This window comes from Archangium violaceum Cb vi76 (assembly GCF_000733295.1).
Lineage (GTDB): Bacteria > Myxococcota > Myxococcia > Myxococcales > Myxococcaceae > Archangium > Archangium violaceum.
Genome location: NZ_JPMI01000233.1, coordinates 189,456 through 213,857 on the forward strand (window position 1 = coordinate 189,456; position 24,402 = coordinate 213,857).

At 68.0% G+C, this 24,402-nt stretch carries 22 protein-coding genes; 13 read left to right on the forward strand and 9 right to left on the reverse strand.

The features are described from left to right. Positions 1–22 precede the first annotated feature (22 nt). A complete protein-coding gene (locus Q664_RS32455) occupies positions 23–1,630 on the reverse strand; it encodes a hypothetical protein (protein ID WP_043404246.1) in 1,608 nt (535 codons plus the stop codon). Positions 1,631–1,777: 147 nt separating this feature from the next. On the opposite strand from Q664_RS32455, the gene Q664_RS32460 reads away from it, so the two are divergent. Continuing rightward, the gene (locus tag Q664_RS32460; RefSeq protein WP_043404249.1) at positions 1,778–2,344 is read left to right on the forward strand and encodes a hypothetical protein; all 567 of its coding nucleotides are present in this window, start codon (positions 1,778–1,780) and stop codon (positions 2,342–2,344) included. 29 nt (positions 2,345–2,373) lie between these two features. Next, positions 2,374–3,093, forward strand: coding sequence for a hypothetical protein (locus tag Q664_RS32465; protein ID WP_152622461.1), 720 nt, complete (start codon positions 2,374–2,376; stop codon positions 3,091–3,093). Positions 3,094–3,285: 192 nt separating this feature from the next. Here Q664_RS32465 and Q664_RS61390 read toward each other — a convergent pair whose 3' ends face one another. Continuing rightward, positions 3,286–3,507 carry a hypothetical protein gene (locus Q664_RS61390; protein ID WP_043404255.1) on the reverse strand — a complete coding sequence of 74 codons (222 nt, stop codon included), beginning with the start codon at positions 3,505–3,507 and terminating at the stop codon, positions 3,286–3,288. A 10-nt stretch (positions 3,508–3,517) separates the two neighbouring features. Further along, positions 3,518–3,667 carry a hypothetical protein gene (locus tag Q664_RS61395; protein WP_235216961.1) on the reverse strand — a complete coding sequence of 50 codons (150 nt, stop codon included), beginning with the start codon at positions 3,665–3,667 and terminating at the stop codon, positions 3,518–3,520. 431 nt (positions 3,668–4,098) lie between these two features. Here Q664_RS61395 and Q664_RS32475 point away from each other — a divergent pair, with 431 nt between their 5' ends. The 7 genes from Q664_RS32475 to Q664_RS32505 all read left to right on the forward strand — a co-directional run bounded on the left by Q664_RS32475 (position 4,099) and on the right by Q664_RS32505 (position 13,711). Continuing rightward, positions 4,099–5,118: an efflux RND transporter periplasmic adaptor subunit gene (locus Q664_RS32475; RefSeq protein ID WP_235216962.1), complete on the forward strand. Its 1,020-nt coding sequence runs from the start codon at positions 4,099–4,101 to the stop codon at positions 5,116–5,118. Then, entirely contained in the window at positions 5,118–8,237 is a 3,120-nt protein-coding gene (locus Q664_RS32480; RefSeq protein WP_043404262.1) for a multidrug efflux RND transporter permease subunit, read from the forward strand. The genes Q664_RS32475 and Q664_RS32480 overlap by 1 nt, the downstream gene beginning before the upstream one ends. Beyond that, complete coding sequence (locus Q664_RS32485) at positions 8,237–9,625, forward strand: efflux transporter outer membrane subunit (RefSeq protein WP_052518945.1); 1,389 nt, start codon at positions 8,237–8,239, stop codon at positions 9,623–9,625. Before Q664_RS32480 ends, Q664_RS32485 begins: the two co-directional genes overlap by 1 nt. Next, positions 9,622–10,308 (forward strand): heavy metal response regulator transcription factor, encoded by a 687-nt coding sequence (locus tag Q664_RS32490; protein WP_043404265.1) that lies wholly within the window; start codon positions 9,622–9,624, stop codon positions 10,306–10,308. The genes Q664_RS32485 and Q664_RS32490 overlap by 4 nt, the downstream gene beginning before the upstream one ends. Beyond that, positions 10,305–11,708: a heavy metal sensor histidine kinase gene (locus tag Q664_RS32495; protein ID WP_052518946.1), complete on the forward strand. Its 1,404-nt coding sequence runs from the start codon at positions 10,305–10,307 to the stop codon at positions 11,706–11,708. Before Q664_RS32490 ends, Q664_RS32495 begins: the two co-directional genes overlap by 4 nt. An 82-nt stretch (positions 11,709–11,790) precedes the next feature. Continuing rightward, on the forward strand, positions 11,791–12,522 hold the full coding sequence (locus tag Q664_RS32500; protein WP_043404267.1) for a class I SAM-dependent methyltransferase: 732 nt from the start codon (positions 11,791–11,793) through the stop codon (positions 12,520–12,522). A gap of 163 nt (positions 12,523–12,685) precedes the next feature. Next, positions 12,686–13,711, forward strand: a complete 1,026-nt coding sequence (locus tag Q664_RS32505) for a ribonuclease T2 family protein (protein ID WP_043404270.1) — start codon at positions 12,686–12,688, stop codon at positions 13,709–13,711. Between the two features lie 18 nt (positions 13,712–13,729). Here the strand turns inward: Q664_RS32505 and Q664_RS32510 are convergent, their stop codons facing one another. After that, complete coding sequence (locus tag Q664_RS32510) at positions 13,730–14,608, reverse strand: glycoside hydrolase family protein (RefSeq protein ID WP_043404273.1); 879 nt, start codon at positions 14,606–14,608, stop codon at positions 13,730–13,732. An 87-nt stretch (positions 14,609–14,695) separates the two neighbouring features. On the opposite strand from Q664_RS32510, the gene Q664_RS32515 reads away from it, so the two are divergent. After that, positions 14,696–14,878, forward strand: a complete 183-nt coding sequence (locus Q664_RS32515) for a hypothetical protein (protein WP_043404276.1) — start codon at positions 14,696–14,698, stop codon at positions 14,876–14,878. Positions 14,879–15,162: 284 nt separating this feature from the next. Here the strand turns inward: Q664_RS32515 and Q664_RS32520 are convergent, their stop codons facing one another. Next, positions 15,163–15,621: a hypothetical protein gene (locus tag Q664_RS32520; RefSeq protein WP_043404279.1), complete on the reverse strand. Its 459-nt coding sequence runs from the start codon at positions 15,619–15,621 to the stop codon at positions 15,163–15,165. 182 nt (positions 15,622–15,803) lie between these two features. Between Q664_RS32520 and Q664_RS32525 the strand changes: the two genes are divergently transcribed. Then, on the forward strand, positions 15,804–16,595 hold the full coding sequence (locus tag Q664_RS32525; protein ID WP_043404282.1) for an endonuclease/exonuclease/phosphatase family protein: 792 nt from the start codon (positions 15,804–15,806) through the stop codon (positions 16,593–16,595). Here Q664_RS32525 and Q664_RS54190 read toward each other — a convergent pair. Both Q664_RS54190 and Q664_RS32535 read right to left on the reverse strand, forming a co-directional pair. Beyond that, positions 16,592–17,413 (reverse strand): peptidoglycan-binding protein, encoded by an 822-nt coding sequence (locus tag Q664_RS54190; protein ID WP_052518947.1) that lies wholly within the window; start codon positions 17,411–17,413, stop codon positions 16,592–16,594. The genes Q664_RS32525 and Q664_RS54190 overlap by 4 nt on opposite strands. A gap of 74 nt (positions 17,414–17,487) precedes the next feature. Continuing rightward, positions 17,488–19,101: a carboxylesterase/lipase family protein gene (locus Q664_RS32535; protein WP_043404285.1), complete on the reverse strand. Its 1,614-nt coding sequence runs from the start codon at positions 19,099–19,101 to the stop codon at positions 17,488–17,490. Positions 19,102–19,719: 618 nt separating this feature from the next. On the opposite strand from Q664_RS32535, the gene Q664_RS58190 reads away from it, so the two are divergent. Further along, positions 19,720–20,592: a hypothetical protein gene (locus tag Q664_RS58190; protein ID WP_152622463.1), complete on the forward strand. Its 873-nt coding sequence runs from the start codon at positions 19,720–19,722 to the stop codon at positions 20,590–20,592. A gap of 3 nt (positions 20,593–20,595) precedes the next feature. Continuing rightward, on the forward strand, positions 20,596–21,051 hold the full coding sequence (locus Q664_RS55350; RefSeq protein WP_075207569.1) for an Imm26 family immunity protein: 456 nt from the start codon (positions 20,596–20,598) through the stop codon (positions 21,049–21,051). A 28-nt stretch (positions 21,052–21,079) separates the two neighbouring features. Here Q664_RS55350 and Q664_RS32540 read toward each other — a convergent pair whose 3' ends face one another. Both Q664_RS32540 and Q664_RS32545 read right to left on the reverse strand, forming a co-directional pair. Continuing rightward, a complete protein-coding gene (locus tag Q664_RS32540; RefSeq protein ID WP_043404288.1) occupies positions 21,080–23,608 on the reverse strand; it encodes an ABC transporter permease in 2,529 nt (842 codons plus the stop codon). Continuing rightward, positions 23,605–24,318, reverse strand: coding sequence for an ABC transporter ATP-binding protein (locus Q664_RS32545; RefSeq protein WP_043404460.1), 714 nt, complete (start codon positions 24,316–24,318; stop codon positions 23,605–23,607). The genes Q664_RS32540 and Q664_RS32545 overlap by 4 nt, the downstream gene beginning before the upstream one ends. Positions 24,319–24,402 lie beyond the last annotated feature (84 nt).

Consider the following 24,402-nt stretch of genomic DNA (forward strand, 5'->3'; position numbering starts at 1 on the left):
GAGGAGTAGGAGCCGCCGTGGCTCAGAAGGGGACCTCGCCGAGGAGGCGCCGGAGGTTCTTCTCTATCCGCGCCTCTGCTTGAACGAGCACCTCTCTCCCATCCCCCAGGCGCCACAACCCTCGGGCATCCGCCTCCCGTAGGGCTGCCTCTGGTCCGAACACGACCTGGACCTCGGAGACCTGCGAGTCCAGCACCGCGAAGCGATGAGGGCCCCCCCTGGATTCGAGCACCTGATTGAGCAGCCCGACCACCGCGCCAATGTCCTCGAGCGAGTGCGAGTTGCGAGCCTTGACCGAGAAGCGCTGTCCGTCAGCGTAGGCCCTCAGCGTGTACTCGTCGCTCGAGGGCGGCTGGAAGAAATCGGCCGGGAGGGTTTTCGGAGGGAGTTGTTCAAACACCACCCCGGCCAGCGCTGGGCGCACCTTCCAGGCCAGCGTCACCAGCAACTCGTCATGCCGGCGGGGAAAGTCCCTTGTCTCGAGGTTGATGACAAAGGCTCGCTGAGCCTGACGCATGATGGAGCTCAAGGAGAGGCTTCGCGGCTCGTCTTCCATCGTGGGTGTTGCCGCGGGCACCAGCTTCCACTCGCGCGCCCAGGCCTTCATCTCCGCGAGCGAAGAAAAGTTCCTGACCGTGGCGAGGGGCTCGGAGGCACCCTGAAGCTCGGGAGACCTGGAGGCGGACATGGCGAAGCGAGCGGTCGCCGTCCAGCTGCTCGCGACCCACTTCTCCAGGCATCGCCCGACTGTCAGCGCATCGACTCTCCCGGGTGGGTTGGGGATGGGCGGGCACTTCCACGCTTGCTCCTCCTCCCACTGCCGCGCGAACTCGTCTCTCATGGCCTCCCGCCGCTCCCACTCCGCTCGTATCTCACCGCTGGCCCGGCGCCACAGCTCCTCGCGGAGCCCTTGGGCCACGGGCTCCTGCTTGCGTGAGAGCCGATACATGGCGGTAACGAACAGCTCCTCCCGGCTCTGATTCAAGATGCGGCGGACAGCGCTCTCGAGGGCGGGGGTGAACCGGGGGGAGTCGAAGAGGCTGTGGTGGGCGAGCACCCACGTGATGGGGGCGTCCTCTCGGGCGAAGAGCGCTGTTGTCTCGCTCCCCGGGCAGCGCACCAGCTTGCGCCAGAGCAGCTCGGTGAGAAGAGGGGGCTCCCTGGCGGTGTCGGCCAACCGCTCCCTCAGCCACGCGCACGGCACGCCCTCGTCGTGGAGCCCTTTGAGAAAGTTCATGTCGTCCGGAGGCTTGTCATCGCCGTGGTCACCGAGTCCCAGGACCACCCCATGAGTCCCCCAGAGCTCATCGAGGCTCCGCGCCGAAGCTGCCGCCTGACGGAGCGCGGAGAGGAACTTCGTCCCCATCTCCTGATCACCCTCCAGCAAGCGGGCTCGCACATAGGAGAGCGGGGGGCCCTGCTCCAACTCGTGGTGGAAGCCCTCCACCCGCGAGGGCAGTGGACCGGCGAAGCGCGGCGGCAAGGGTGCCGCGACCCGATCGAGAGGGAGGCGCGGCAGCTCCCTGCCGGACCGCGTGGACGCTCCGGACTCGGGCTCGCGGACCAGGATGTAAACGGTGCCTCCCAGAACGAGGCCCACCAGAACGACGACGAATGGCCACGGCTTCACGTCAGTACTCCCAGGCGGCAGTGAGGACTCCACGCGCGCATGAATGAGCGTGTCAGAACGGGAACCCTGACTCAAATGGTGATGGTGACGACGGCCTTCGTCCCGCGTCCTTCCTCTGTCCGGGCGCGAATGGGAGCTTGAACGCCTATGCGCTTGCATGCCCCCCTGCTGGCCCTGGTGTTGGTCTCCCTGGCCACCGCCTGTCACGAAGATGTGCTCCTTCCACCGTTGGAGGAGGAGCCTCCTCCGTTCGCCTTCGCGCTGTATCTCGAGGACGGCCAGTTGAGACCCCACGCCGACGTCCTGCTGGTGCGCCGCCCCAAGCACCTGGAGCGCGTCTACTCGCTCTCTCTCGCTGAGGACACGGAGTCAGGGGGTGAGCAGGCCAGGCTGCTCTTCGGCATCATCGAGGCGGAGTTCAGGGGTGCTGGGGTCTATGTCGCCAATAGCCCGAGCCAGAACGCGCAGGTTCAGGCGGACGTGCAGTACCTGCAGAACCTGGGCGCCACGAACATCCGGGTGAATCAGCAGCAACTCATGGTGGAAAACCGCCAGCGCGTGGGAGTCAATCGACCGGACCTTCAGTTCGACTATAACGGCCGCCGCTATCATGTCGAATACGACACACCCGTTTCGGGCCGTGGCCCCGCCCACCAGTCGCGAGCCACCTCCAACGACCCGAACGCGGAGATCATCCTGCTGATCGTGCCCTGAGGAGCGAGGCTGACCTGATGACCGGAGACATGAAGGGATTGCTCCTGGATGATCGCTGGGCTCCCGTCACGTCGGAGCTGGGGTTTCTGGAAACCGATGCGGAGCACGCCGCCCGCGCCTTTACTGCGTGGCAGGCAGGGCTGGGGGGGAGCCGTGGCATCGCCGTGCAGGTACAACCGGTCGCGGGCACCTTGGAGCAGGCTCTGAGCGCCCTGTTGCCCCTGACCAGTCCGGAGCCGCGGCGGTACCTCTTCATGCCGACGCGCGGCGCCTGGACGGGGTACGTCGACAACGCGCGGGGGGGAACCGATGCCGCGAGCGCCATGGCCGTCATGGCCCGGACGCTGGGCTGCCGTGGCTTGCGTGTGGTCGCGGTGCCCCACACCCTCCGCAAGACCCAAGGGGGTCGCTATGGTGCTGTCATGCTCGAGGTGTACGGCCCGCACCAGACGGCCTGGATCAATACCGTGCGCGCGGTGAGCGCCTCCAATGACGGGGGCCGCTGGGTCTTCGACCAGTGCGGCGAGCCTTTCTCCTTCGAGAAGGTGGAGCAGTACCAGGCGCGCCGGGTGAGGGACCGGTTCACCTTCGACATGCTCGAGGAGTACTTGCATCACCTGGGGCTGTCGCCCTTCGAGGAGGATTTCTACCTGCCGGAAGGCGCACCCGCGTGGCTGGTGGAGAAGACAGGCCCTGTCGCCCCCACGCATGAGGAGTTCACCCTGGCCCGGGCTCGGAAGGATTTCTGACGCACGTTCCTCCCCGAGGCGGTGAACGCTTTCACGGAGTGGACAAGACGCGGCGTGACGTGACTTGGATGCGCGAGGCGGGAGTTGGCGCCACTGCCTCGGGCGATGGTTGAACCCAGGCAACGGCGCCCGCCTCCGGGAGGTCCGGAGGCGGGGCATGAGAGGGGCGGGGGAGCACGCTGTTCTCGTCTGCTACTGGCCGTCGAGCTTGCCGTCCAGGTTGCGGTCGAGCGCGATGCGCGTGCCCGAGCCCGGCGGAACCGCGGTGAAGGTCACCTCCTGGCCCGCCTTGGTTGCCAGCGCGCGGAGAGCCGTGGTGGTGATGTTCGCGGTGCCGTCGTCGGGCTTCCACGTCCCGGCGGTGCGGTCGTAGAGGAAGCCCTTGGGCTTGCCGCCCACGACCGGCTTCGCCACCAGGTCGGCCTCATGGGTGGAGCCGCCGAGGACCTATGATCTGGCTGATTCCCTCGAAGCTCGATTTGCCGTCGGTGCCATAGAAGCCCTGCGAGGCGTCGATGGTGTGGCAGCCATTGCAGTTGAAGCCGTTGTCCGAGCCGATCGCGAGGCCGTCCACGCGGCGGCTGCCGAAGTAGAAGTCGCGGCCGGCCTGCTGGGCGGGGGTGAGCGACTCGGGCGCGGGGTCCGAAGAGGTTTTGTTGGGAACTCTTCGGGCCGCTGGACTGGAGGGGGTGGTTCGCTAGAGCGCGGTGTCCATAAGGGGAAGCGCACCGTACAGACGAGGACTGACATGCGTGCCCTCCTCCAAAGCGAACCCTCCAGCGCCCCTAACTGACATTCTTGTCATCTTCGCGTCATCTTGGTGCCCGCCCGATTCTCTAGAGATATGGGCGCATGGTTCCGAACGAACAACGGTCCCGAGGTCCATGGGCCCGCAAGAGCGCTCTCCTCGTCGTCGTCATACTCTGCATCGCCGCGGGCCGGTGGTGGCTCGGTCGCGCCTCGAAGCCAGGCGCCGCATCGGGGCCACCAGCGGTCCCCGTGGTGGTGGAGCAGGCTTCCCGCCGAGACATTCCCCACCTCATCCGGGGGATCGGCACCGTCCAGTCACTGCACAGCGTGGTGGTCCGCACGCAGGTGGATGGGCTCCTCACCAGGGTCAACTTCCAGGAAGGGCAGCACGTCAACGAGGGGGACCTGCTCGCCCGCATCGATGACCGGACCATCGCCGCCGAAATCGCCCAGGCGCGTGCCGAGAAGGCTCGCAACGAGGCGCAACTCCAAGCGGCCAGGCTCGACCTCGAGCGCTATGGCAACCTCGTCCGTGATGAAGCGATCGCGCGCCAGACGGTCGATCAACAAAAGGCCCAGGTCGAGCAGCTCGAGGCGACCGTCCGCGCCAATGAGGCGACCATCGCCGCGGCCCAGGTGCGTCTGTCGTACACGCGCATCACCGCGCCGGTCACCGGGAGGGTCGGGCTGCGCCGCGTCGACCCCGGCAACGTCGTCCGCGCGTCCGATGCGCAGGGGCTCGTCACGGTCACCCAGATGAATCCCATCGCGGTCATCTTCTCCCTGCCGCAGGACGAGCTTCCGCGGCTCCAGCCCCTGCTCCGTGCTCCGGCCGGCACTCCCGTGACCGCGTTCAATCGCGCCGGAGGGGAGGCGCTGGCGGAGGGGCGCCTGCTGATGATCGACAACCAGATCAATCCCACGACGGGCACCATCTCCCTCAAGGCGGAGTTTCCGAATGCCGAGGGCAAGCTCTGGCCGGGCCAGTTCGTCACCGTCGAGCTCAGCCTCGGCGAGAGCCAGGGCGCGACCGTCGTCTCGGCACGTGCCGTCCAGCGGGGACTTCAGGGCGCGTTCGTGTTTCGTGTCGATGAGGCGAAGGCCACCGTCGTTCCCGTCACCGTGGGCTATGCGGACGATGAGCTCGCGGTCGTGACGTCCGGGGTGGCGCCGGGCGACACGGTGGTCAGCGATGGGCAGTCACGACTCAAGGCCGGGAGCACGGTGAAGGTCGCTCCACCCGCTGGCCTGGCGTCGAAAGGAGGGGAGCGGTGATGGATTCCAAGCGCGGCATCTCCAGTTGGTTCGTGGTCCATCCGGTCGCCACCACCCTGCTCACGGCGGGCGTCGTCCTCCTCGGGCTTTTCGCCTACCCACGTCTTCCGGTTGCCCCCCTTCCCGAGGCGGAGCTCCCGACAATCCAGATCAACGCGGGCCTGCCCGGAGCGAGTGCCGAGACCATGGCCTCCGCCGTGGCGACGCCCCTGGAGGTCCAGCTCAGCGCCATTCCCGGAATCACGGAGATGACGTCGACGAGCGCTCTCGGCACGACCGTGCTCACCTTGCAGTTCGACCTCGAGAAGAGCATCGACACCGCGGCCCAGGAGGTGCAGGCCGCGATCAACACCGCCTCCGGCCGGCTCCCGTCGGAGATGCCGAGCCTGCCCACCTGGCGGAAGGTCAACCCGAACGACAGCCCCATCTTCGTCCTGCGCGTTCAGTCGGAGCTGATGCCGCTCACCGAGCTCAGTGACCTCGCGGAGACGCAGCTCGCGCGGCAGCTCAGTCAGATCTCCGGTGTCGCGGAGATCAGCATGAGCGGCCAGCGGCGTCCCGCCCTGCGCATCCAGGCGTCGCCCGAGCGGCTGGCGTCCCAGGGACTGACGCTCGCCGATATCCGGGCGGCGGTGCAGGCGGCGAGCGTCAATCAGGCCAAGGGCGCGCTCTTCGGAGAGGCCCGCGTCTCGACGCTCGCGACGAACGATCAGCTCTTCCGTCCCGAGGACTATGACGACCTCATCGTCGCCTACCGGGACGGGGCGCCGGTCCACCTGCGTGACGTGGCGCGCGTGAGCACGGGCGCGGAGAACGACTACGTCCAGGCCTGGCAGAATGGCAAGCCGGGGATCAACTTCATCATCCGCCGCCAGCCCGGGGCGAACATCGTCGAGACCGCGGAGCGGATCCGCGAGGCCCTTCCCCGGCTCCGGGCGCAGCTCCCCGCGAGCGTGGAGATCGACATCCTCAACGATCGCACGCGGACGATCCGCTCCTCGCTGCACGAGGTCCAGCTCACGCTCGTCATCACGATCGCCCTGGTGGTCCTGATCATGGGGCTCTTCCTCCGGCAGGTGTCGGCCACGCTCATTGTCGGCGCGGTGCTCCTGGTGGCGCTGGTCTCGACCTGTGCCGCGATGTACGTGCTCGGGTTCAGCCTGAACAACCTCACGCTGGTGGCGCTCGTCATCGCCGTGGGCTTCGTCGTGGACGATGCGATCGTCGTGGTGGAGAACATCCACCGTCATCTCGAGATGGGAAAGGACCGGTACGAGGCAGCCCTTCTCGGCTCCTGGGAGATTGGCTTCACGGTCATGTCGATCAGCTTCTCGCTCATCGCGGCCTTCATCCCGCTGCTGTTCATGGGCGGAGTGGTCGGGCGTCTGTTCAACGAGTTCGCGATGACGATGACGGCGGCCATCCTTCTGTCGGCGGTCTCGTCGCTGACGCTCGCGCCGATGCTCGCGTCGCGGTTCATGAAGCCCATGGCTCACGGCTCGGGCGACTCGCACGACGGGTTCGCGCAGCGCCTCATCGCCGCGTATGACCGGACCTTGAAGTGGGCGCTGGAGCACCAGCGGCTCACCCTGCTCGGCTTTGGCCTGGCGGTGGCCGCCGCCGTCGCGAGCTACGTGTATGTGCCCAAGGGGTTCTTCCCGGTGCAGGACACGGCCTTCGTCCTGGGGACCACCCAGGCGGCGCAGGACATCCCCTACGAGGACATGATCGCCAAACACGCCGCGCTCGCCGACATCGTCTCGGAGGATCCGGCGGTGCAGGAGTTCGCGCATGCCGTGGGTGCCACGGGTGGCAGTCAGAGCACTTCCAGCGGCCGCTTCTGGATCGTCCTCAAGGATCGCTCCGACCGTGACGTGTCGGTCTCCGCGTTCATCGACCGGTTGCGGCCGAAGCTCGCCCAGGTGCCCGGCATCATGCTCTACCTCCGCGCGGCGCAGGACATCAACCTCGGTGGCGGTCCCTCTCGCGCGCAGTACGCGTATGCGCTGAAGAGCAGTGACGGCACCCTGCTGTCCGAGTGGGCGGAGAAGCTCACGGCGAAGCTCGCCCAATCTCCACGACTCCGCGATGTCTCGAATGACCTGCAACTCGGTGCCAGCGTGACGCGCCTGACGATCGACCGTGCGGCCGCGGCCCGCTTCGGCATCAGCGCCCGGGACATCGACCAGACGCTCTATGACGCCTTCGGGCAGCGGCAGATCAACGAGTATCAAACGGAGGTCAACCAGTACCGGGTGATCCTCGAGCTCGACAAGTGGCAGCGAGGCACCCCGCTGAGCCTCGCCTGGCTCCACATCCGCTCACCCCGGACGGGGGAGGTGGTTCCGCTCTCCGCGGTGGCGAAGCTCGAGCCCCTGACGACGGGGCCCCTGTCCATCAACCACGATGGCATGTTCCCGGCCGTGAACATCTCCTTCAACCTGGCGCCGGGTGCGGCGCTCGGGGATGCGGTGACGGCCATCGAGCAGGCCGAGGCCGACATCGGGATGCCGGCGACGATCTCTCGCAACTTCCAGGGGACCGCGCGCGGCTTCCAGGAGTCCCTGGCGAGCCAGCCGATGCTGATCCTCGCCGCGCTCCTCGCGGTCTACATCATCCTGGGCGTCCTCTACGAAAGCTTCGTGCACCCCCTGACCATCCTGTCGACCCTCCCCTCGGCGGGGCTCGGCGCCATCCTGCTCCTCTGGGTGATGGGACACGACTTCTCGGTGATGGCGCTGATCGGCATCGTGCTGCTCATCGGCATCGTGAAGAAGAACGGCATCCTCATGGTGGACTTCGCGCTGGAGGCCCAGCGGGCGCGCGGGCTGTCGCCGCGAGAGGCGGTTCACGAGGCCTGTCTCGTCCGTTTCCGGCCCATCATGATGACGACGCTCGCGGCGCTCCTGGGTGGCATTCCGCTCATGATGGGGTTCGGTACGGGCGCCGAGCTCCGGCAGCCCCTGGGGATCGCCATCGTGGGCGGCCTGCTCGTCAGCCAGGTGCTGACGCTCTACTCGACCCCCGTGGTGTACCTGGCGCTCGAGCGCCTCTTCGGCCGTCTGCGAGGTCCGTCCACCTCGGAGCAGCCCAAGCCGCGGGCACTGGAGGTGACGTGATGCGCCGGTCCGCGGGATTCATGGCCGTACTCCTCGCCGTCACGGGTTGTGTGAGCGCGGGCCCGCCGAGGCTGCGTCCCTCGGAGCTTCAGACGGGGTGGGAGGATGCTCCCGCCACGGCCCGAAGCGCGTCCATCGACGCGGCGTGGTGGCGGTCGTTCGGGGATCCGGTGCTCGATGAGTTGATTGTCCTGGCCGAGCGCCGGAACCTGGAGCTTCGCCTCGCCGATGCACGAATCCGCGAGGCGCGGGCGCTGCGTGAGGGCTCCCAGGCCGCGCTCCTCCCACAGCTCAACGGCAACGCGGGGCTCAACCAGGGGCGGCTGCTGGGGACCAACATGGCACGGCCCATCGCCACGCTCGGCGTCGAGGCGAGCTGGGAGGTCGACGTCTTCGGGCGTCTGCGCCAGGAGTCCCGCGCCGCGGAGGCGGACCAGGCGGCGACGAGGGCCGAGCGTGACGGCGTGCGGCTCACGCTGGCCGCCGAGGTGGCACGCTCCTACCTGGAGTACCGCCTCTACCGCACCCAGCACACCATCGCCGAGGCCAACGCGAAGGCCGCGGAGGAGACGCTTCGGATCGCCCGGGCCCGGTTCGAGCAGGGCGTCGCCAGCCGTCTCGATGTCGAGCGCACCCTCACCACCCGGGGCGAGACGCGGGCCCGGGTCGCCCAGCTCGCGGAGCTCGCCGGGTCCTCCCGCCAACGCCTCGTCCTGCTTCTGGCCACGACTCCGGCCGAGCTCGGAGCGGTGCTCCCCGAGACCGGTCCCCTCCCGCGGGCGAGCGCGATGGGCGTACTCCTCACGCCGACGGAGGTCATCGGCCTGCGGCCCGACGTCCGGGCGGCCGAGGAAAGGCTGCTCGCCGCCGTGGCCCGTCGGGGGGCGGCGGAGGCCCTCCGTTATCCCCGGCTCACGCTCGGAAGCGTGCTGGGGCTCCAGAGTGGGACCGAGGCGGCGGCCTTCCTGTCGGGCGGCTCTCTGCTCTGGTCGCTCGGCGCGGGCCTCCTCGCGCCTCTGCTCGACTTTGGACGCATTCGCGCCATGATCGACGCCGCGGACGCGAGACAGGAGCAGGCTTACTTGAGCTATGAGCTGACGGCGCGCACGGGACTCCAGGAGGTCCAGACGGCGCTCATCCTCTATACCCAGGGGGAGAGCCGGCGGAACGAGCTCGCCGCCGCCACCGAGTCGGCTCGCCGGGCCGCCGCGCTCGCGCGCCGGCAATACGCGGAGGGGACCCTGTCGCTGCTGGAGGTCCTCGACGCCGAGCGCACCCTCTATGCCCTCGAGCTCCAGGATGCCCAGGCCACCGCGGACGTGTCGCTCCGGCTCGTGCGCCTCTACCAGACCATGGGACTCATGCCTCCGCTCCAGGAGGAGGCATGAAGCTCCTCATCGTCGAGGACGAGGTGAAGACGGCCGAGTACCTGCATCGGGGCCTCAACGAGCAGGGGTACACGGTCGACGTGGCGCGGACCGGGCCGGATGGGTATGCCCTGGCCCTGCATCACGACTATGACGTGATCGTCCTCGACGTGATGCTCCCGGAGATGGATGGCTTCGCCGTGCTCCGGGCCATCCGGACGCGCAAGCAGACGCCCGTCCTCATGCTCACCGCGCGAGACCGGGTGGACGACCGGGTCCATGGGCTCCGCGAGGGGGCGGATGACTACCTCGTCAAGCCGTTCTCCTTTCTGGAGCTCGTTGCCCGCTTGCAGGCGGTGACCCGGCGCGGCCGCTCGCAGGAGCCGACCCAGCTCAGGATTGGGGACCTGGAGATCGATCTGCTCAGCCGGAAGGCCTACCGCACCGGGAGCCGGCTCGACCTGACCGCGAAGGAGTTCGCCCTGCTCGCCTTGCTCGCCCGGCGCGAGGGGCAGATCCTGTCGAAGACGGTGATCGCCGAGCAGGTGTGGGACATGAACTTCGACAGCAACACGAACGTCGTGGAGGTCGCCATCAAGCGCCTGAGGGCGAAGGTGGACGGGCCCCATGAGCGCAAGCTCCTCCACACCATCCGTGGCATGGGGTACGTGCTCGAGGTGCGCGACGAGGAGGAGGCACCATGACGGCCTCGATCGCCAGGCGGCTGGCGGTGATGTTCGCGTGGGCCTCGCTCGGGGTCTTCTCGTTGCTCGGCTTCTCATTGCAGTACGTGCTCCACCGCGAGTTCGACCGTCACCAGCTCAGCGAGGTGAACACCCGGCTCGACTACGTGGGCATGATGTGCACCCGGAACGACAGCGCCGAGAAGTGGGCGGGTCTGCGCGCCAAGCTCGACGCGCTCACGCCGCTCGACGGGAGCGCGTTGTTCTGGGTCATTGGCCCCGACCCGCGGTTCGAGTACGGCGAAGTGCCCGCGGAGCTGCGCGAACGGCTGCGCAACCGTACGGACGGGACGTTCGTACTCGAGCTGGAGGGTCGTTCGATGCTGGCGACCGCGCGCACCTTCCCGCCCAATGGCGAGCGCCCGGAGGTCCAGATCATCTCGGCGGTGGATTCGACGAGGTTCCGCGACACCTTGAACGCCTTCGCCGGGGCGCTCGTCGTGCTCTGTCTGGCGGGAGTCGCCGTCGTCGCGATCCTCGGCCATCGCATCGCCAAGGTCGGGCTCGCGCCGCTGAGCAGCTTGTCCCAGGAGGCCCAGTCCCTCAGCCCGAGAGACCTGTCGCAGCGGCTGCGGCTCTCGCCCCTGCCGCGTGAGCTCGCCGACCTGGTCTCCTCGTTCAACGGTGCGTTGGACAGGGTGGAGCGTGCGTACGCTCAGCTCGAGGGCTTCAATGCCGACGTGGCCCATGAGCTCCGGACGCCGCTGGCGAACCTCATCGGCCAGACGCAGGTGGCGCTGGCCAAGGAGCGGACCGCGCCCGAGCTCCAGGAGGTCCTGCAATCGAATCTCGAGGAGCTCGACCGCCTGCGGGAGATCGTCAACGACATGCTCTTCCTCGCCCGGGCGGATCAAGGAGAGACGGCGCTCGGCCGGGTGGACACCTCGGCCGCGGAGGAGGTCTCGAAGACCGTCGAGTTCCTCGAGCTCCTGCTCGAGGAAGCGGGCGTCTCGGTGCGGGTGGAAGGAGATGCCCGGACGTCTTTCGAGCGCTCCCTGTTCCGGCGAGCCGCCAGCAATCTGCTCGTCAATGCCATCGAGCACTCCGAGCGTGGCGCGGAGATCGTCGTGGCCATCGCGCAGCGGGAGTCCCAGGTGCACATCGCTGTCACGAACGTGGGGACGCCGATTCCGGAGCAACACCTCGAGCGGCTGTTCGATCGTTTCTACCGGGTCGACGGGGCGCGCCGGAACAGCCGGAGCAACCACGGCCTTGGCCTGTCGATCGTGAAGGCCGTGGCCAAGATGCATGGCGGGAGCGTCTTCGCGAAGAGCACGAATGGTTGCAACACGGTGGGCTTCACCCTCTCGGACGTCCCAGCGGCCATGGGGGGGACCGGAATTTCCGCCGATCCAGCCTGAATCCCCGCTCTCCCATTCATCGGGGTCCCGACGCATCTTCTGATGGCGCGCCCGTCTCCCGCGGGCTCCCAGAGGACACGTCATGGCTCACGAACACCACACCCATTCCGTCCACCCCATCGTGCCGGGCTTTGGTGCTGACCGCGCCGCCCACTACGACGCCCAGGCATCCGTCAACCTCGCGGGTGCCCAGGCGATGTACGAGCTCGGCGTCAGCGCGTTGACCGCACAGCTCGACGGCCAGGAGACGGCGTCACTGCTCTTCGTGGGAGTGGGCACGGGCGCGGAGTTGGTGCCCTACACCCGCTTCGGCGTGCCGGGCTGGCGCTTCACGGGCGTGGATCCCTCCGACGCCATGCTCGACGTCGCCCGCAAGCGCCTGGAGGCCGAGGGGCTGCTCTCTCGCACGCAGCTGCACGTGGGCGAGCTGCGCACCCTGCCGCCCGGTGCCCCGTTCGACGGTGCGCAGATGATGGGGGTGCTGCACCATGTGGAAGGGGAGGAGGCCCGGCTCGAGTTGCTGCGGGAGGTGACCCGGCGGCTCAAGCCCGGGGCGCCCCTCGTCGTGGGCTGCCGCGTTGGCGGGGACCCCGTGCTGACGAACGTGGAGCTGCGGCGGCTGCGCGCGTATGGAGTGTCCCAGGAGCAGCTGGAGTATCGGCGCCAGCGTCTCGCGGAGGTGCTGCCCATCGAGTCCGACGCCGCCCTGTTCGCGATGTTGGCCCGGACCGGACTGGTGGAGCCGCGGCCGATCTTCATCTCACTGCAGTTCAAGGTCTTCCTCGCGCGCTTCGAGCCCGGAGCCGCGGGCTGAGAGCCGGGGACGCGAGCAGGGCCCACCCTCCAGGGCGAGGTGATTGCCCTGGTGGCGGATGCCATTGTCCTCTCCAGCGCACGATGGGAGTACCGCGAGGGTATTGTTGACACACTCCCGCCGAAGCCACCTTGACGGGTGTCTCGTCGTGGAGGGTCTTCACATGACAACCAGGCATCCCGTCCCTCGCCGAATCCTCGCCCTGCTGGTCATGTCGGTCTCGGCGAATGCGCTCGCTTCCGTGCGGGCGGCCGGAACCTTCGATGCCGTGCGCTCCTGCGAGGCCTTCAAGTCCTTCAAGAAGGGAACCAATCCCGGCTTCGTCCGGCTGGAGCCGGGACAGACCTATGCCATCGAGGAGCTCAACGAGAAGGACTGGGACTGGATACGCATCAACGTCCCGGACGTGAAGGATTCGAGCCGGTGGGTGTCCAAGGAATGCGGCGTGGCCCAGCTCATCCCGGGGGAGCCCGCTCCATCCGAGCCCGGTGTCACGCCGCAGCCCGGGGTGACACCCGGTGGGCGGGCCGAGTGCAACACCGCCAATACGTACGACAGCAACGTGCTCGCCCTGAGCTGGCAGCCCGGCTTCTGCGAACACGCCCAGTTCCACGGAATGAAACCGGAGTGCGAGGCCCTCGAGAGCGGTGATATCTCCATCTCGCACCTCACGATTCATGGTCTGTGGCCCAACAAGCGGGCCTGTGGAACCCGCTACGGAAGCTGCCGGGGGAGCGCGCTCGCGCTCTCCGAGGACACCGTGGCGGAGGTGTCGCCGTGGATGCCGAACCTCATGTTCGAGACGGATTTCGCCACCCATGAATGGGACAAGCACGGCACCTGCCAGGCCAAACAGGACGATGAGTACTTCCTCACCATCAAGCAGCTGACCGAGCTGGTCGATCGTTCCGTGATCGGTGAGCTCATCCGGTCCAACATCGGCAAGGGGATGAGCGTGAACGACTTCTTCGCCACTGTGCGGCGCGAGCTTGGCCCCGAGGTGGAGCAGAGGATTCAATTGCTGTGCGCGGGTGGGCGGTTCCTGCAGGAGATCCGGCTGAGCCTGCCGCGGGACATCGTTCCCGGCCCGGACATCGCCAAGATGGTGCAGGGCGCGCCTCGGATAGGCCCGAAAACGAGCAAATGCAACACCGACACCATCATCATCGAGCGCTCGGGAAGGGATTGAGGGACCAGCAAGGGCCACTCAGCGGAAGGGCAGGGAGAGGTAGTGGGCGCCCAGCTCCGTCAGGGAGCCCTGGGCGCCCAGCAGGCTCGCGAAGCATGGATCATTCGTCCACCGGCCCGTGAACCAGGCGTAACGGAACACGTCGTCACGGTTCTCGCAGACGGCCACCATTTCCGTCATCTGGGCCTTCTGTTTGGCGACCGAGTCGATCTGCGCGCCATCTCGCTGGCTGTGGCAGTTGGCGAATTCGGTGACCCAGAACTGCTTGCCATACTTCTTCAGCCGGTCCAACTGGCCCGCGAGCCCGTAGTCGTACCAGTGGAACGCGAGGTAGTCGATGCGCGGTTCCCGGTGGCCATTGGCCGCGCGGTAGGCCGCGTAGAACGCATCGAGCCAGACGACCGGATCCGAGTAGCCCGGGTAGGTTCCCCAGTTCATCCCGGGACCGACCAGCTTGACGCCAGTGTTCGCGGCGACGCTCTCGTACCGGGGCCATAGCCGCGCCGCGTCCTGGGGCGACATGTTGGCCTGGTCCGTGAGGTTGGGCTCGTTGAGGAGCAGCAGGTACTGGATGTCCGGGTGGGCCTTCAGGAAGGACTCGATGCTCGCGCTGTCGAAGTTCCCGTTCCACAGCATGGGGAGGAAGTCCATGCCGTAACGGGACCGGTAGTCCGTGGGCACGTCCCGATGGGGGCGAGGGCTCCAGTTGTACCACCAGCTCACCCCCGGCGAGAGGGCCGCGAGGTCCTCTGGCGTGGCGAGGTCGTAGGCAATCCCCCGTTTGGCGCTCTTGGTGGCAGTGGGCGTCTGGGTGCCCGGTCCGGGCCTGGCCGCCGGGTCACAGCTCAGCAGCAGGAGCAGCGTGATGCAGCAGGACGGCGCGACCAGTCGTTTCATGCGTTTCCACCTCCGAGCCGTTCATCATGCCCGGGCTCTTCTCCCCGCACAGTCAAAACCACATTTGACGCGGGAGATGAGCCGGGCTTGCCCCTTGAGCGCGCGCGGGCTCTGGCTGCCCGGGCCGAGCTGGCCGTCGCGCTCGGGGACGAGACACGCGCCCGGAGTGCGCGGGAGGAGCTACAGCGGATTCCGCTCTCCGAGGAGGAGCGGGCGCGATTCCGCGAGGAGCTCGAGGCCGCGGATGCCCTCGCGCGGACGCAGCGCTGACCACGCATGCGCCCTCCCCCTCTGGGAGAGGGCGGGGGGGAGGGTCGTCACCCGCGAGTTCCTCGTCCCGGCGCGCATCGCGACACGTAACGCTCTCCTGGCCGCGCTCTAAGCCAGCGGAAGTAGGTTCTTTCAGGGGTGCTGTTGAAATGAAAGCGCGGGGCGCCCTCCGGTCGCGCGGCGTGCCAACTGGTCCGACAGTCGGACCAGTTGCTCCCCATCGCGGCCGGGACCTCCCCCCTGACAGGACTTACTCCTCCTGGCTTGGCGAAGCCGCACGGGCCTCACGGTGTCTGAGGCGGGTTGCAGACGACGCGCGCGACGCACTTCGCCTTCTCACCGGTGGAGGTGAGGACCTTGGCGAAGGTCTTGAGGCGGATGGGCTTACCCGTCTGGGCGCGCTCTTCGCGGTCCGCGAGGCTCGCGCACTGCTCATAACTCTCCAGCGTGAAGAAGCTGGTCCCGCCGATGCTGGTGCCCGGACCGACGTTGATGCTCACGGAGCTCGGCTCCGCATTGCGCGGCCAGTCATGGATCGACGTGACCGTGAGCGTCCGCGTCTCGCTGTCGTTGAAGATGTACGTGTCGACCGCGATGAACGCTGGATAGCTGTGCACCTCCGCCACCAGGCCGCCAGCGACGAATCGCTCGCAGTGGAGCACGGACTCATCGTCGTCCGCGGTCGCCGCCGTTGCGCTGAACACCACGAAGCCGATGGCCGCCGCTGCCCAACCGTTGCGCATGGATGTCTTCCTCCCAGGGTGAGGTGACGAGGCTGAGAGCGGAGCGCTGGGGTCACAAGGCAGGTGCCGTGCGGCGTGTGCCCGGGAAGTCGGAGGCTCGACAGTACCGGAGACACCGCGTGCGCTAACTGACGCTCGATGGGTCCTCTCAACCGTGCCTCCAGTCCGCCTATACTTCGCCCATGACGGTGGAGCTGCGAGTTGCCTCGTACAACATCCTGGCGGACGCCTACGTCAAGCCCGAGTGGTTCCCGCACACGCCCGCGGACATCTTCGAGCCGAGGAGGCGCCAGGAGGCGCTGGCCCGCCGGATCCTGGGGCTGGACGCGGACATCGTCTGCCTGCAGGAGGTGGAGCCCGACAGCTTCTCCGCGCTCCAGAGCGCGCTGGAGCCACACGGGTACGTGGGCGTGCTGTCCCTGAAGCAGCAGGGCCGGCCCGACGGCTGCGCGGTGTTCCATCGCCTGGAACGTTGCCTGGGTCACCGGGCCCACTACTTCAGGGACCGGCTGGAGGACGGGCGCGTATCCGGGCACCTGGCGTTGGTGGTGGACTTCGACGTTGGAGGGGGCCGGCTGCGTGTGGCGTGTACGCACCTGCGCTGGGACCGGCCGGACAGGCCCGTGGAGCAGCACCAGGGGATGCAGGAGGCGGCGGAGCTGCTCGAGGAGCTGGTCCAGCGGGACCCGGAGGCCCTGTGGGTGGTGTGCGGTGACTTCAACGCGCAGCCCGGGGACCCGCTGGTCCGAGCGTTCGTGGCGGCCGGGCTGCTCGATGCCTACGAGGGGCGGCACCAGCCGACCTGCAACGCGAACGAGCGTGCCAAGGCGATCGACTTCCTCTTCCACTCGCGCGCGCTGCGGGCGCGGCCGGACCGGCTGCCGGAGCTGGACGACCGGACGCCGATGCCGTCGGAGAACGAGCCCTCCGATCATCTGCCAATCGCCGCGAGTCTGCTGCGCGCCAGCGACTAATGAGCGAGCATGGACAACGCACGCCGGTAGAAGACCCTGTGCCTGGGCAGCACGGTGTCGCGCCCGATGAAGCGGCGGGTGACCTCCTCGAAGTCTCCCTGGTCCGCCACCTGGTTGAGATCACGGCTGGTCCAGAACCAGGCCGCCACGCGGAAACCCACCTCGGGGTTCACGGCGAGCTCGGGGTTGTTCTCCAGGTCGATGCCCAGCGCCTTGCCGGCGGCGCGGTAGTTGGCCCGTCCGGTCAGCAGCAGGGGGCCTCGGCCCTTGTAGCGAGGGCCGTCCCCGGGCCGCACGTTGCCCAGGTCTTCACGGCCTTCGTACTGCTCGCCTGAATCCGGCTCCTCGAGCATGTTGAGCTGGCCCGTCACGAAGGCCAGCTCGGCGAGGAATGCGGCCTGACGCTGGGGCGTCGTGATGTCCGCCCCGTGCATCGCCACGTTGAGGTGCGGCAGCAGCTCGGTGGCCTGCATCTCCGAGCAGTTGGGCATGACGGTGCGCAACTGCTCCACGGAGAGACCCGGTCCCTGGGGCTCTTCCCGCTCCGGATGCTGGAATTCGACTCCGAGCTCACGCCAGGTGCCGGAGTCCACGATACCGTCCGCGTTCATTCCCTTGTCCCGCTGGAAGGACAGCACCGCGTCCTCCGTCTGCGCACCGAAGAAGCCGTCCGTGGGGCCGGGGTCGAAGCCGGCGGCCATCAGCCTGCGTTGCAGCTCGATGACCAATGGGCCACGCGAGCCCTTGTGCAGCACGGTGGGCAGACCCAGGGATGTGAGCTGAAGGAACGACGTATCGATCTCGGTCGGAGTTGGCATCGCGGGAACCTCCCTCTGTCTCAAGGTGCGGTGGTGCCAGCGGCTTTGTGAAGACTGGCGACCCGCCGCGCCGCTCAGAGTCCGAGCGAGTCCAGCACGTCGCAGCGCTGGGCGTTCAGGTTCGAGCCCTGCCCGAGCTCCATGTTGATCTCGAGGTACTGCTCCCCGTCCCGGGTATACGCGGGCCACTGCACCGCGCCCTCGCCATTCGGGTTTCCCTGGGTGGCGAAACGGGTCCAGTAGCCGATGAGCTTCCTGGACAGCTCCCGCTCGGCGTCGGAGTCCAGGGCGAACCGGCCCCGGCTCAAGCCGAAGACGAAGGGCAGCTCGGCGGAGTGGTACGCGCCCAGCTTCAGCATCCCACCGAAGACGCTGCCCAGGGGCTTCCTGGGCTCGTAGGTGAAGAAATAGGCATGCACGGGCTGCCCTTGCTCCGTCAGCGTGCGCGCGAGCCGCCGGGTGGGGCACACGAACATCCCGTCGCCGAGCAGCCGGCTGAAGGCCGCCTTGGGCGAGGTGAAGTCCTTCGCCGGATAGGCGCGCAGCAGGGGCTCGGCCTTGCCGGGCACGCGCACGTTCACCGCGGCCTCGTACTGCTCGGGCGTGTCGATCTTCGCCTGGAGGGTGAAGATCGTGCCCTCGTCCCGGTTGGTACCCAGCATCAAGGGCACCTTCGCGTACTTGCCCTCCGCGAGGAGCTGGCGCGGCGCCGCGGGGATGACGTTTCCATCCACCACCGGCCCGAAGCCCACCCGTGGCTTGATCAAATCGAGTGCGGCCCCACTCACGGCGAGCAGTTGCTCGGGCGTCCGGGTGCGCAGGCACGCGGCGATGTCACCCTCGGTGCAGCCCACCTCGCGGGCGAAGCGCATTCCGCGCTCCTCGGCGCTGTCCTCCTGGCCGGGCGTGCCCGGATCCTTCAGGGGCGTGGTGCCCAGGTAGCAGGTGCCGCTCTCGGCGATGAGGCGGTGGAAGAGACCGTGGGCCGCGGGCGAGACCATCTGCAGGCACGCGGAAATAGCGCCCGCGGACTCGCCGAAGAGCGTGACCTGGGTGGGGTCTCCTCCGAAGGCGGAGATGTTGTCGCGCACCCATTCGAGCGCGAGCCGCTGGTCCATGAGGCCGTAGTTGCCGGAGGACCCTTCGGGCGCTCCGGCGCCGAGCGCGGGGTGGGCGAGGAAGCCCAGCGCGCCCAGCCGGTAGTTCATGGTCACCACCACCACGCCCGCGCGGGCCAGTGCCGAGCCGTCGTACAGCTCATCCTGGGTCGAGCCGAGGGTGAAGCCGCCGCCGTGGATGTAGACCATCACCGGCGCGGGCTTCTGGGGCTGGAGCGCGGGTGTCCACACGTTGAGGGTGAGGCAGTCCTCGCTGGTGGCCTCGACGGGCTTGCCGTTGCGCATGTCCACCTGGGGGCAGCGGACGCCGAAGTGCGAGGCCTCGCGCGGGGTGCTCCAGGCCTCGGCGGGCTCGGGAGCGCGCCAGCGGCGCTCGCCCGTGGGGGGCTGGGCGAAGGGGATGCCGAGGAAGGTGGCGGTGCCATCTTCATAGGCGAGGCCCCGCACGGGTCCCCGGCCGGTCTGGACCACGGGGGCGGGTCCCTTGGCCAGGGCGGGCCCGTTCGAGTGGGCGCAGTGGGTGAGCAACAACAGGCAACTGGAGAGGAGAAGCCGGGAGAACGAGCGCATGGGCTATCTGGAGCACATCCGCTCGTCCCTGCCCACGCGCATTCTCTGTATGTCTTCCATGCCCGATGCGCATGGGAGAGATGGGGCACTGTCAAGGGCGGCGGCTTCGATTCCCGCCGCTTCCACTGCTTTACGCCGTGATGACGGATGGTTGGTAGCTGCCCCTACCTGTGTTGCACGTATGTCGCATGTGGGTGCAGGGGCGGGTCGAGCACCCCATGGCGAGGTGACTGCCGTAGGTGTGGCGTAGGTCGTGCCAGCCGCTCCGGCCCTTGCGTTCGTTGTCCCTTGGTTGACTCAGCCGCACGGCCTCCATGTAATCCCGCGTGGGGTTCTTCGTGAGCAGAAGCTCATGCCAGGAGGCGCTGGGTGCCAAGAGGGATGGTTCTGCTGACATGCATGTTGCTTGTGGGGTGCGGCAGCGTTCCCCGGAGCGTTCTCCCGGCCACTGGACAAGCAAGGTACTGCGTCTACGCCCCGGGCAGCGACCTGGCGCAGGCAGAACAAGGTGGAGCATCTGCCGCAGCGCCTGCGCCGGGAGCGGGTTCGCCGAGGGCTCCACTTCCCCATTCCCCATCACCGCTGCGAGGGCTTCCTGGCGGAGGCGCAGGAGATGGGGTGCCCCGCGGCATGCTCCGCCCGGTGCCACAAGGTGGCACGACCGCGGCAGGAGCAGGCACTGGCGCTGCGGCAGGAGAAGCCCTGGTCACGGGCGGCGCGGTCGTCGCGGCCGCGGGCAGTGTTCTGCTGCTTTGCTTCACCGTCAAAGCGGTTGTGGACGGTGAGCAGACCCCCATCGACATCGCGGACAAGTTCTACGGCACGCACTTCGGAGATGTTCCTGGATGGGTTCAAGGCCGGTATTCCCCAAGGGGCGCTGCAACTCCGAGCACCATCGAGATAGAGGTCCTCATTCACCAGGAGCCTGATGGCACGGTGTCAGTAGAGACAAGCGCGCCCACGCCCCAATCTGAGTTGGTGTCTTCTCCCCGCTTTCTTCCCAGTAGCCGGCCAGATGCGGAATCCGCCAGAGAAAGCAAAAAGAAACGCGGCCGTCTCTATGCGACCTACAGGAAGCTCAATGAGGCAACCAACCTTTACTACTCCGGGCGGACCAGCACGGTCATTGACCTCAGCCTGCCTCTTGACCTCCAGGCTCAGTTGGCCATCAAGCTCCGTGACATGAATCATCACGTTGACGAGAACAAAGATCCGAGCGGTGTTTCATTCAATGATGCACAACTTGATGTGTTCGACATTGGGGCCGCCATCGACTACGAACAGAGATATGATGACCCAGCATACTGGCGGATTCGCGGAAGAGAGCAGCAACTGATAGATTTCAGTGGAGGCGCCCAGTCCGATACTGGCAAACCCCATCGAACCGAGAACATCCTGCGCGCCGTGGCAAAAGACAACCTGAGGGGCAGAAGGTTTCACGATGCCGCCACGATTCGTTGGGGCGAACTTCACCGTTACACGGGGTACTAGGACATGCGGCCAACGCACAAACCAGGTTCATTTTTGAGAATTCCCCTCCCAGACGGCTCCTTCGGTTATGGAAGAGTTCTCGAATTGCCGTTCGATGCTTTCTATAATCACAGGACTACTGAGCCGGACGCGGATCTGGATGGGATCGCATCCAAGCCCATCCTTTTCAGGATTGTTGTCCGCTCTCCACATCCGAAATCATGGGAACCCATTGGGTGGAGAGAGATTGAAGAACGTCTGACTCAACCCGTTGTTCAATTCAGGATGGAAGTAGGACCACTCCGTCGCTGTTGGATTTTCGATAGCCTCGGCAATTCGAGAGAGGCGACCCCAAAAGAATGTATTGAGCTCGAGCCAGCCACTGTCTGGGAGCCGCACGGTGTCGAAAAACGTCTGCTGGATGCCTTCATGGGCCGTCCCAACACGGTACTGGAGCGCATCAAGAGGGAGTTGGAGTAGCGGCTCCGATTCCCGCCGCTCCCTCCGCTCAGCCCTGCACCTCCCGCAGCGTCACCGAGGGGGGCGCGTCCAGCACCCGGCGGGTGGCGAACATGCCCGCGCTCACCGCCGCCAGCACGCCCAGCCCGCCACCCACTCCCACCAGCCGCCAGTCCGCCTGCCATGGCAGTCCAAACACCTGCGTGGCGATGACCCCCGCCAGGAGGGAGGCGGCGGCCGCCGCGGTGAGGCCCGACAGCAGGCCAATGGCCGCGAACTCCGAGGCCTGTGCGAGCCGCAACTGCCGGCGGCTGCCTCCCAGCACTCGCATCACGCCACCTTCCAGCAAGCGCTCGTCCTGACTGGCATTGACCGCGGCCATCAGCACCAGCAGGCCCGCGAGCAGCGAGAAGTAGAACACTACCTCCACCACGGTGGAGACCTGGTCCGCGGTGCTGCGCGCCTGCTTGAGCAGTGCATCCACATCCACCACCGAGAGGTTGGGGAAGCGGGCCACCAGCTCCGAGGTGAAGCGCGTGCGCTCGGGGGGGACGTGCATCGCGGTGATGTAGCTGGCCGCGTAGCCCGCGAGTGCGCCCGGAGACACCAGCACGATGAAGTTCGGCCGGAAGCTCTCCCACTCCACCTTGCGCAGACTGGTGACGGTGGCCTCGAGCCGCTGGCCCGCGATGTCGAAGGCCACGCGGTCTCCGAGCTTCCAGCCCATCGAGGAGGCGAAGCCCTCCTCCACGGAGAGCTCCGGCTTCTCCGGGCGCTGCTGGCCCCAGAACGTGCCCGCGGTGACGCGGTTGTCCTCGCGAAGCGTGGCGGCGCTGGAGAGGTTGTATTCGCGGTCCCTCCGCCGCTGCCCACGGCGCTCCTCCTCGGAGCGAGGCTCTCCCTCGGCGGGCGCGGCCTTCACCGGCTCGCCGTTGTGCGCCACCAGCCGGCCGCGCACCATGGGGAAGAGGTCTGGCGCGGGCAATCCCCGCTCGGCCATGAAGGCACGCATCGGCTCCTGCTGATCCTCCTGCACGTTGACGATGAAGCGGTTGGGGGCCTCCTTGGCGAGCGCCACCTGCCAGCGGTCCAGCAGGTCGGTGCGCACGAAGGTGAGCAGCAGCAGCGCCATCAGCCCCAGGCCGAGCGCCGTCACCTGCGCGACGCTGGTGGCCGCGCGCCGGCTCACATTGGCCAGTCCGTAGCGCAGGCTCCCGCGCAGCCGCGAGCGCAGCCGCCGCACGACGGAGATGAGCCCCCACGCCAGGGCGGCCAGCACCCCCAGCGTGGCGATGATGCCGAGGAGCATCGTCGCCCCCAGCTTCGCCGAGCCGGCCTTCCACCACAGCAGCGCGGCCAGTCCCGCCACGCCCGCGAGCCCCACCAGCCAGGAGCTCGGCTCGGTGCGGTCGAGGTCCCTCCGCAGCACGCGCAGGGCGGGCACCCGGCGCAGCGCGAGGATGGGCGGTGCGCCGAAGGTCAGCAGCACCACCAGGCCCACGCCATACCCCTGCACCGCGGGCACCCAGCCGGCCGCCGGGATGTTCATCTTCAGCGCCCCGGAGAGCCAGTTACCCACCAGCCACTGCATGAAGAATGCGAGCACGACGCCGATGGTGCTCGCGATGAGCCCGAGGAGGAGCAACTCGCCACCGTGGGTGGCCACCAGCGTGCGCTGGCTCGCGCCCAGACACCGCATCACCGCGGTGCTCGACAGGTGCCGCGCGCTGTGCCGACGCGCCGCCATGGCCACGGCCACCGCCGCCAGCACCACCGACACCAACGCCGCCAGGCTCAAGAAGCGATCGGCCCGGTCGAGCGCGGAGCGCATCTCCGGACGCGCGTCCTTCACCGTCTCCAGGCGCTGGCCACGCGCGAGCCCCTCGCGCGCGGTGCGGATGAAGCCCTCCACCGCGTCCGGCTCTCCGGCGACCACCAGGCGGTAGCGCAGCCGGCTGCCCTCCTGCACGAGCCCCGTCGCGGGCAGGTCGGCGAGGTTGAGGAACACCCGGGGCGCGATGTTGAAGTAGTCGATCGCCGCGTCCGGCTCCTGCACCACCAGCGCGGAGAGCCGCAGCTGCGACTCGCCAATGGCAATCATGTCCCCCAGCTTCGCGTCCAGCGCGTCCGCGCCCGCGCGGCTCAGCCACACGGTGCCTCGCTCGGGAACGCCCGGGGCGTCGCGCTCGGGGCCGTCCACCGTGTCCACCACACGGAAGCGGCCCCGCAGGGGAAAGCCCTCTCCCAGGGCCCGGAGCTCTCCGAACTTGAGCCGCTCATCATCCGCGTCGCCGACGCGGATCATGCTGGGCATCTCCTGCGTCTCGGTGCTTCGCAGCCCGGGCGCCCGTGCCGCCTCGCGCACCACCCCGTCGAGGGGCGTGTCTCCGAGCACCACCGCATCACCGCCGAGCAGCCGGTTGGCCTCGAGGGCGAGCGCGCGCTCGGCGCGGTCGGTGACGAAGCCGATGGCCGTCACGGCCAACACGGCGAGCACCAGGGCGCCGAGGAGGATGCGGAGCTCGCCAGCGGCGAAGTCACGGCGCAGCTGGCGCCAGGCCATCTTGAGCAGCCTCATGACGCCTGCCGCTCCCCGGTGACCAGGCGGCCCCCGTCGAGCCGCAGCCGCCGCCCGCAGCGCGCCGCGAGGTGCTCGTCATGGGTGACGAGCACCAGGGTGGTGCCGGTCTCCGCGTTGAGGGAGAACAGCAGCTCGACGATGGCCTGGCCGGTGCGGGTGTCGAGGTTGCCGGTGGGCTCGTCGGCGAAGAGCACGGCCGGCCGGGTGACGAAGGCGCGCGCCAGGGCGACGCGCTGCTGCTCTCCGCCGGACAGCTGGCGCGGGTAGTGGCCCAGCCGCTCCCCCAGCCCCACCTTGGCGAGGATGGCCCGGGCGGGCGTCTCCACGTCCGCGTCTCCGCGCAGCTCGAGCGGCAGCATCACGTTCTCCAGCGCCGTCAGCGAGGGCAGCAACTGGAAGCTCTGGAAGACGAAACCCACCTTCTCGCCGCGCACGCGGGCACGGCCGTCCTCGTCCAGGGCGGACAGCGGCTCGCCGTCCAGCAGCACGCTTCCGGAGCTGGGCGTGTCCAGTCCGGCCATCAGCGACAGCAGGGTGCTCTTTCCCGAGCCGGAGGCCCCGACGATGGCCACGGTGTCGCCATGGGAGATGGAGAAGCCCACTCCGTCGAGGATGGTGAGGGCTCCAGACGGCAGGGATACGCGTTTGCCCAGTTCCGACACCTGGAGGGCCAACCGCTGGGGGTCGGGCTGGACTTTGGTGTGCATGGCGAGGTCGTGGGGCATATTTGGGTTCTTCGTCAGGCGAGGGTCTGCTCGTAGAGCAGGCTTGTAACGGCGGCCCGGAGGAGT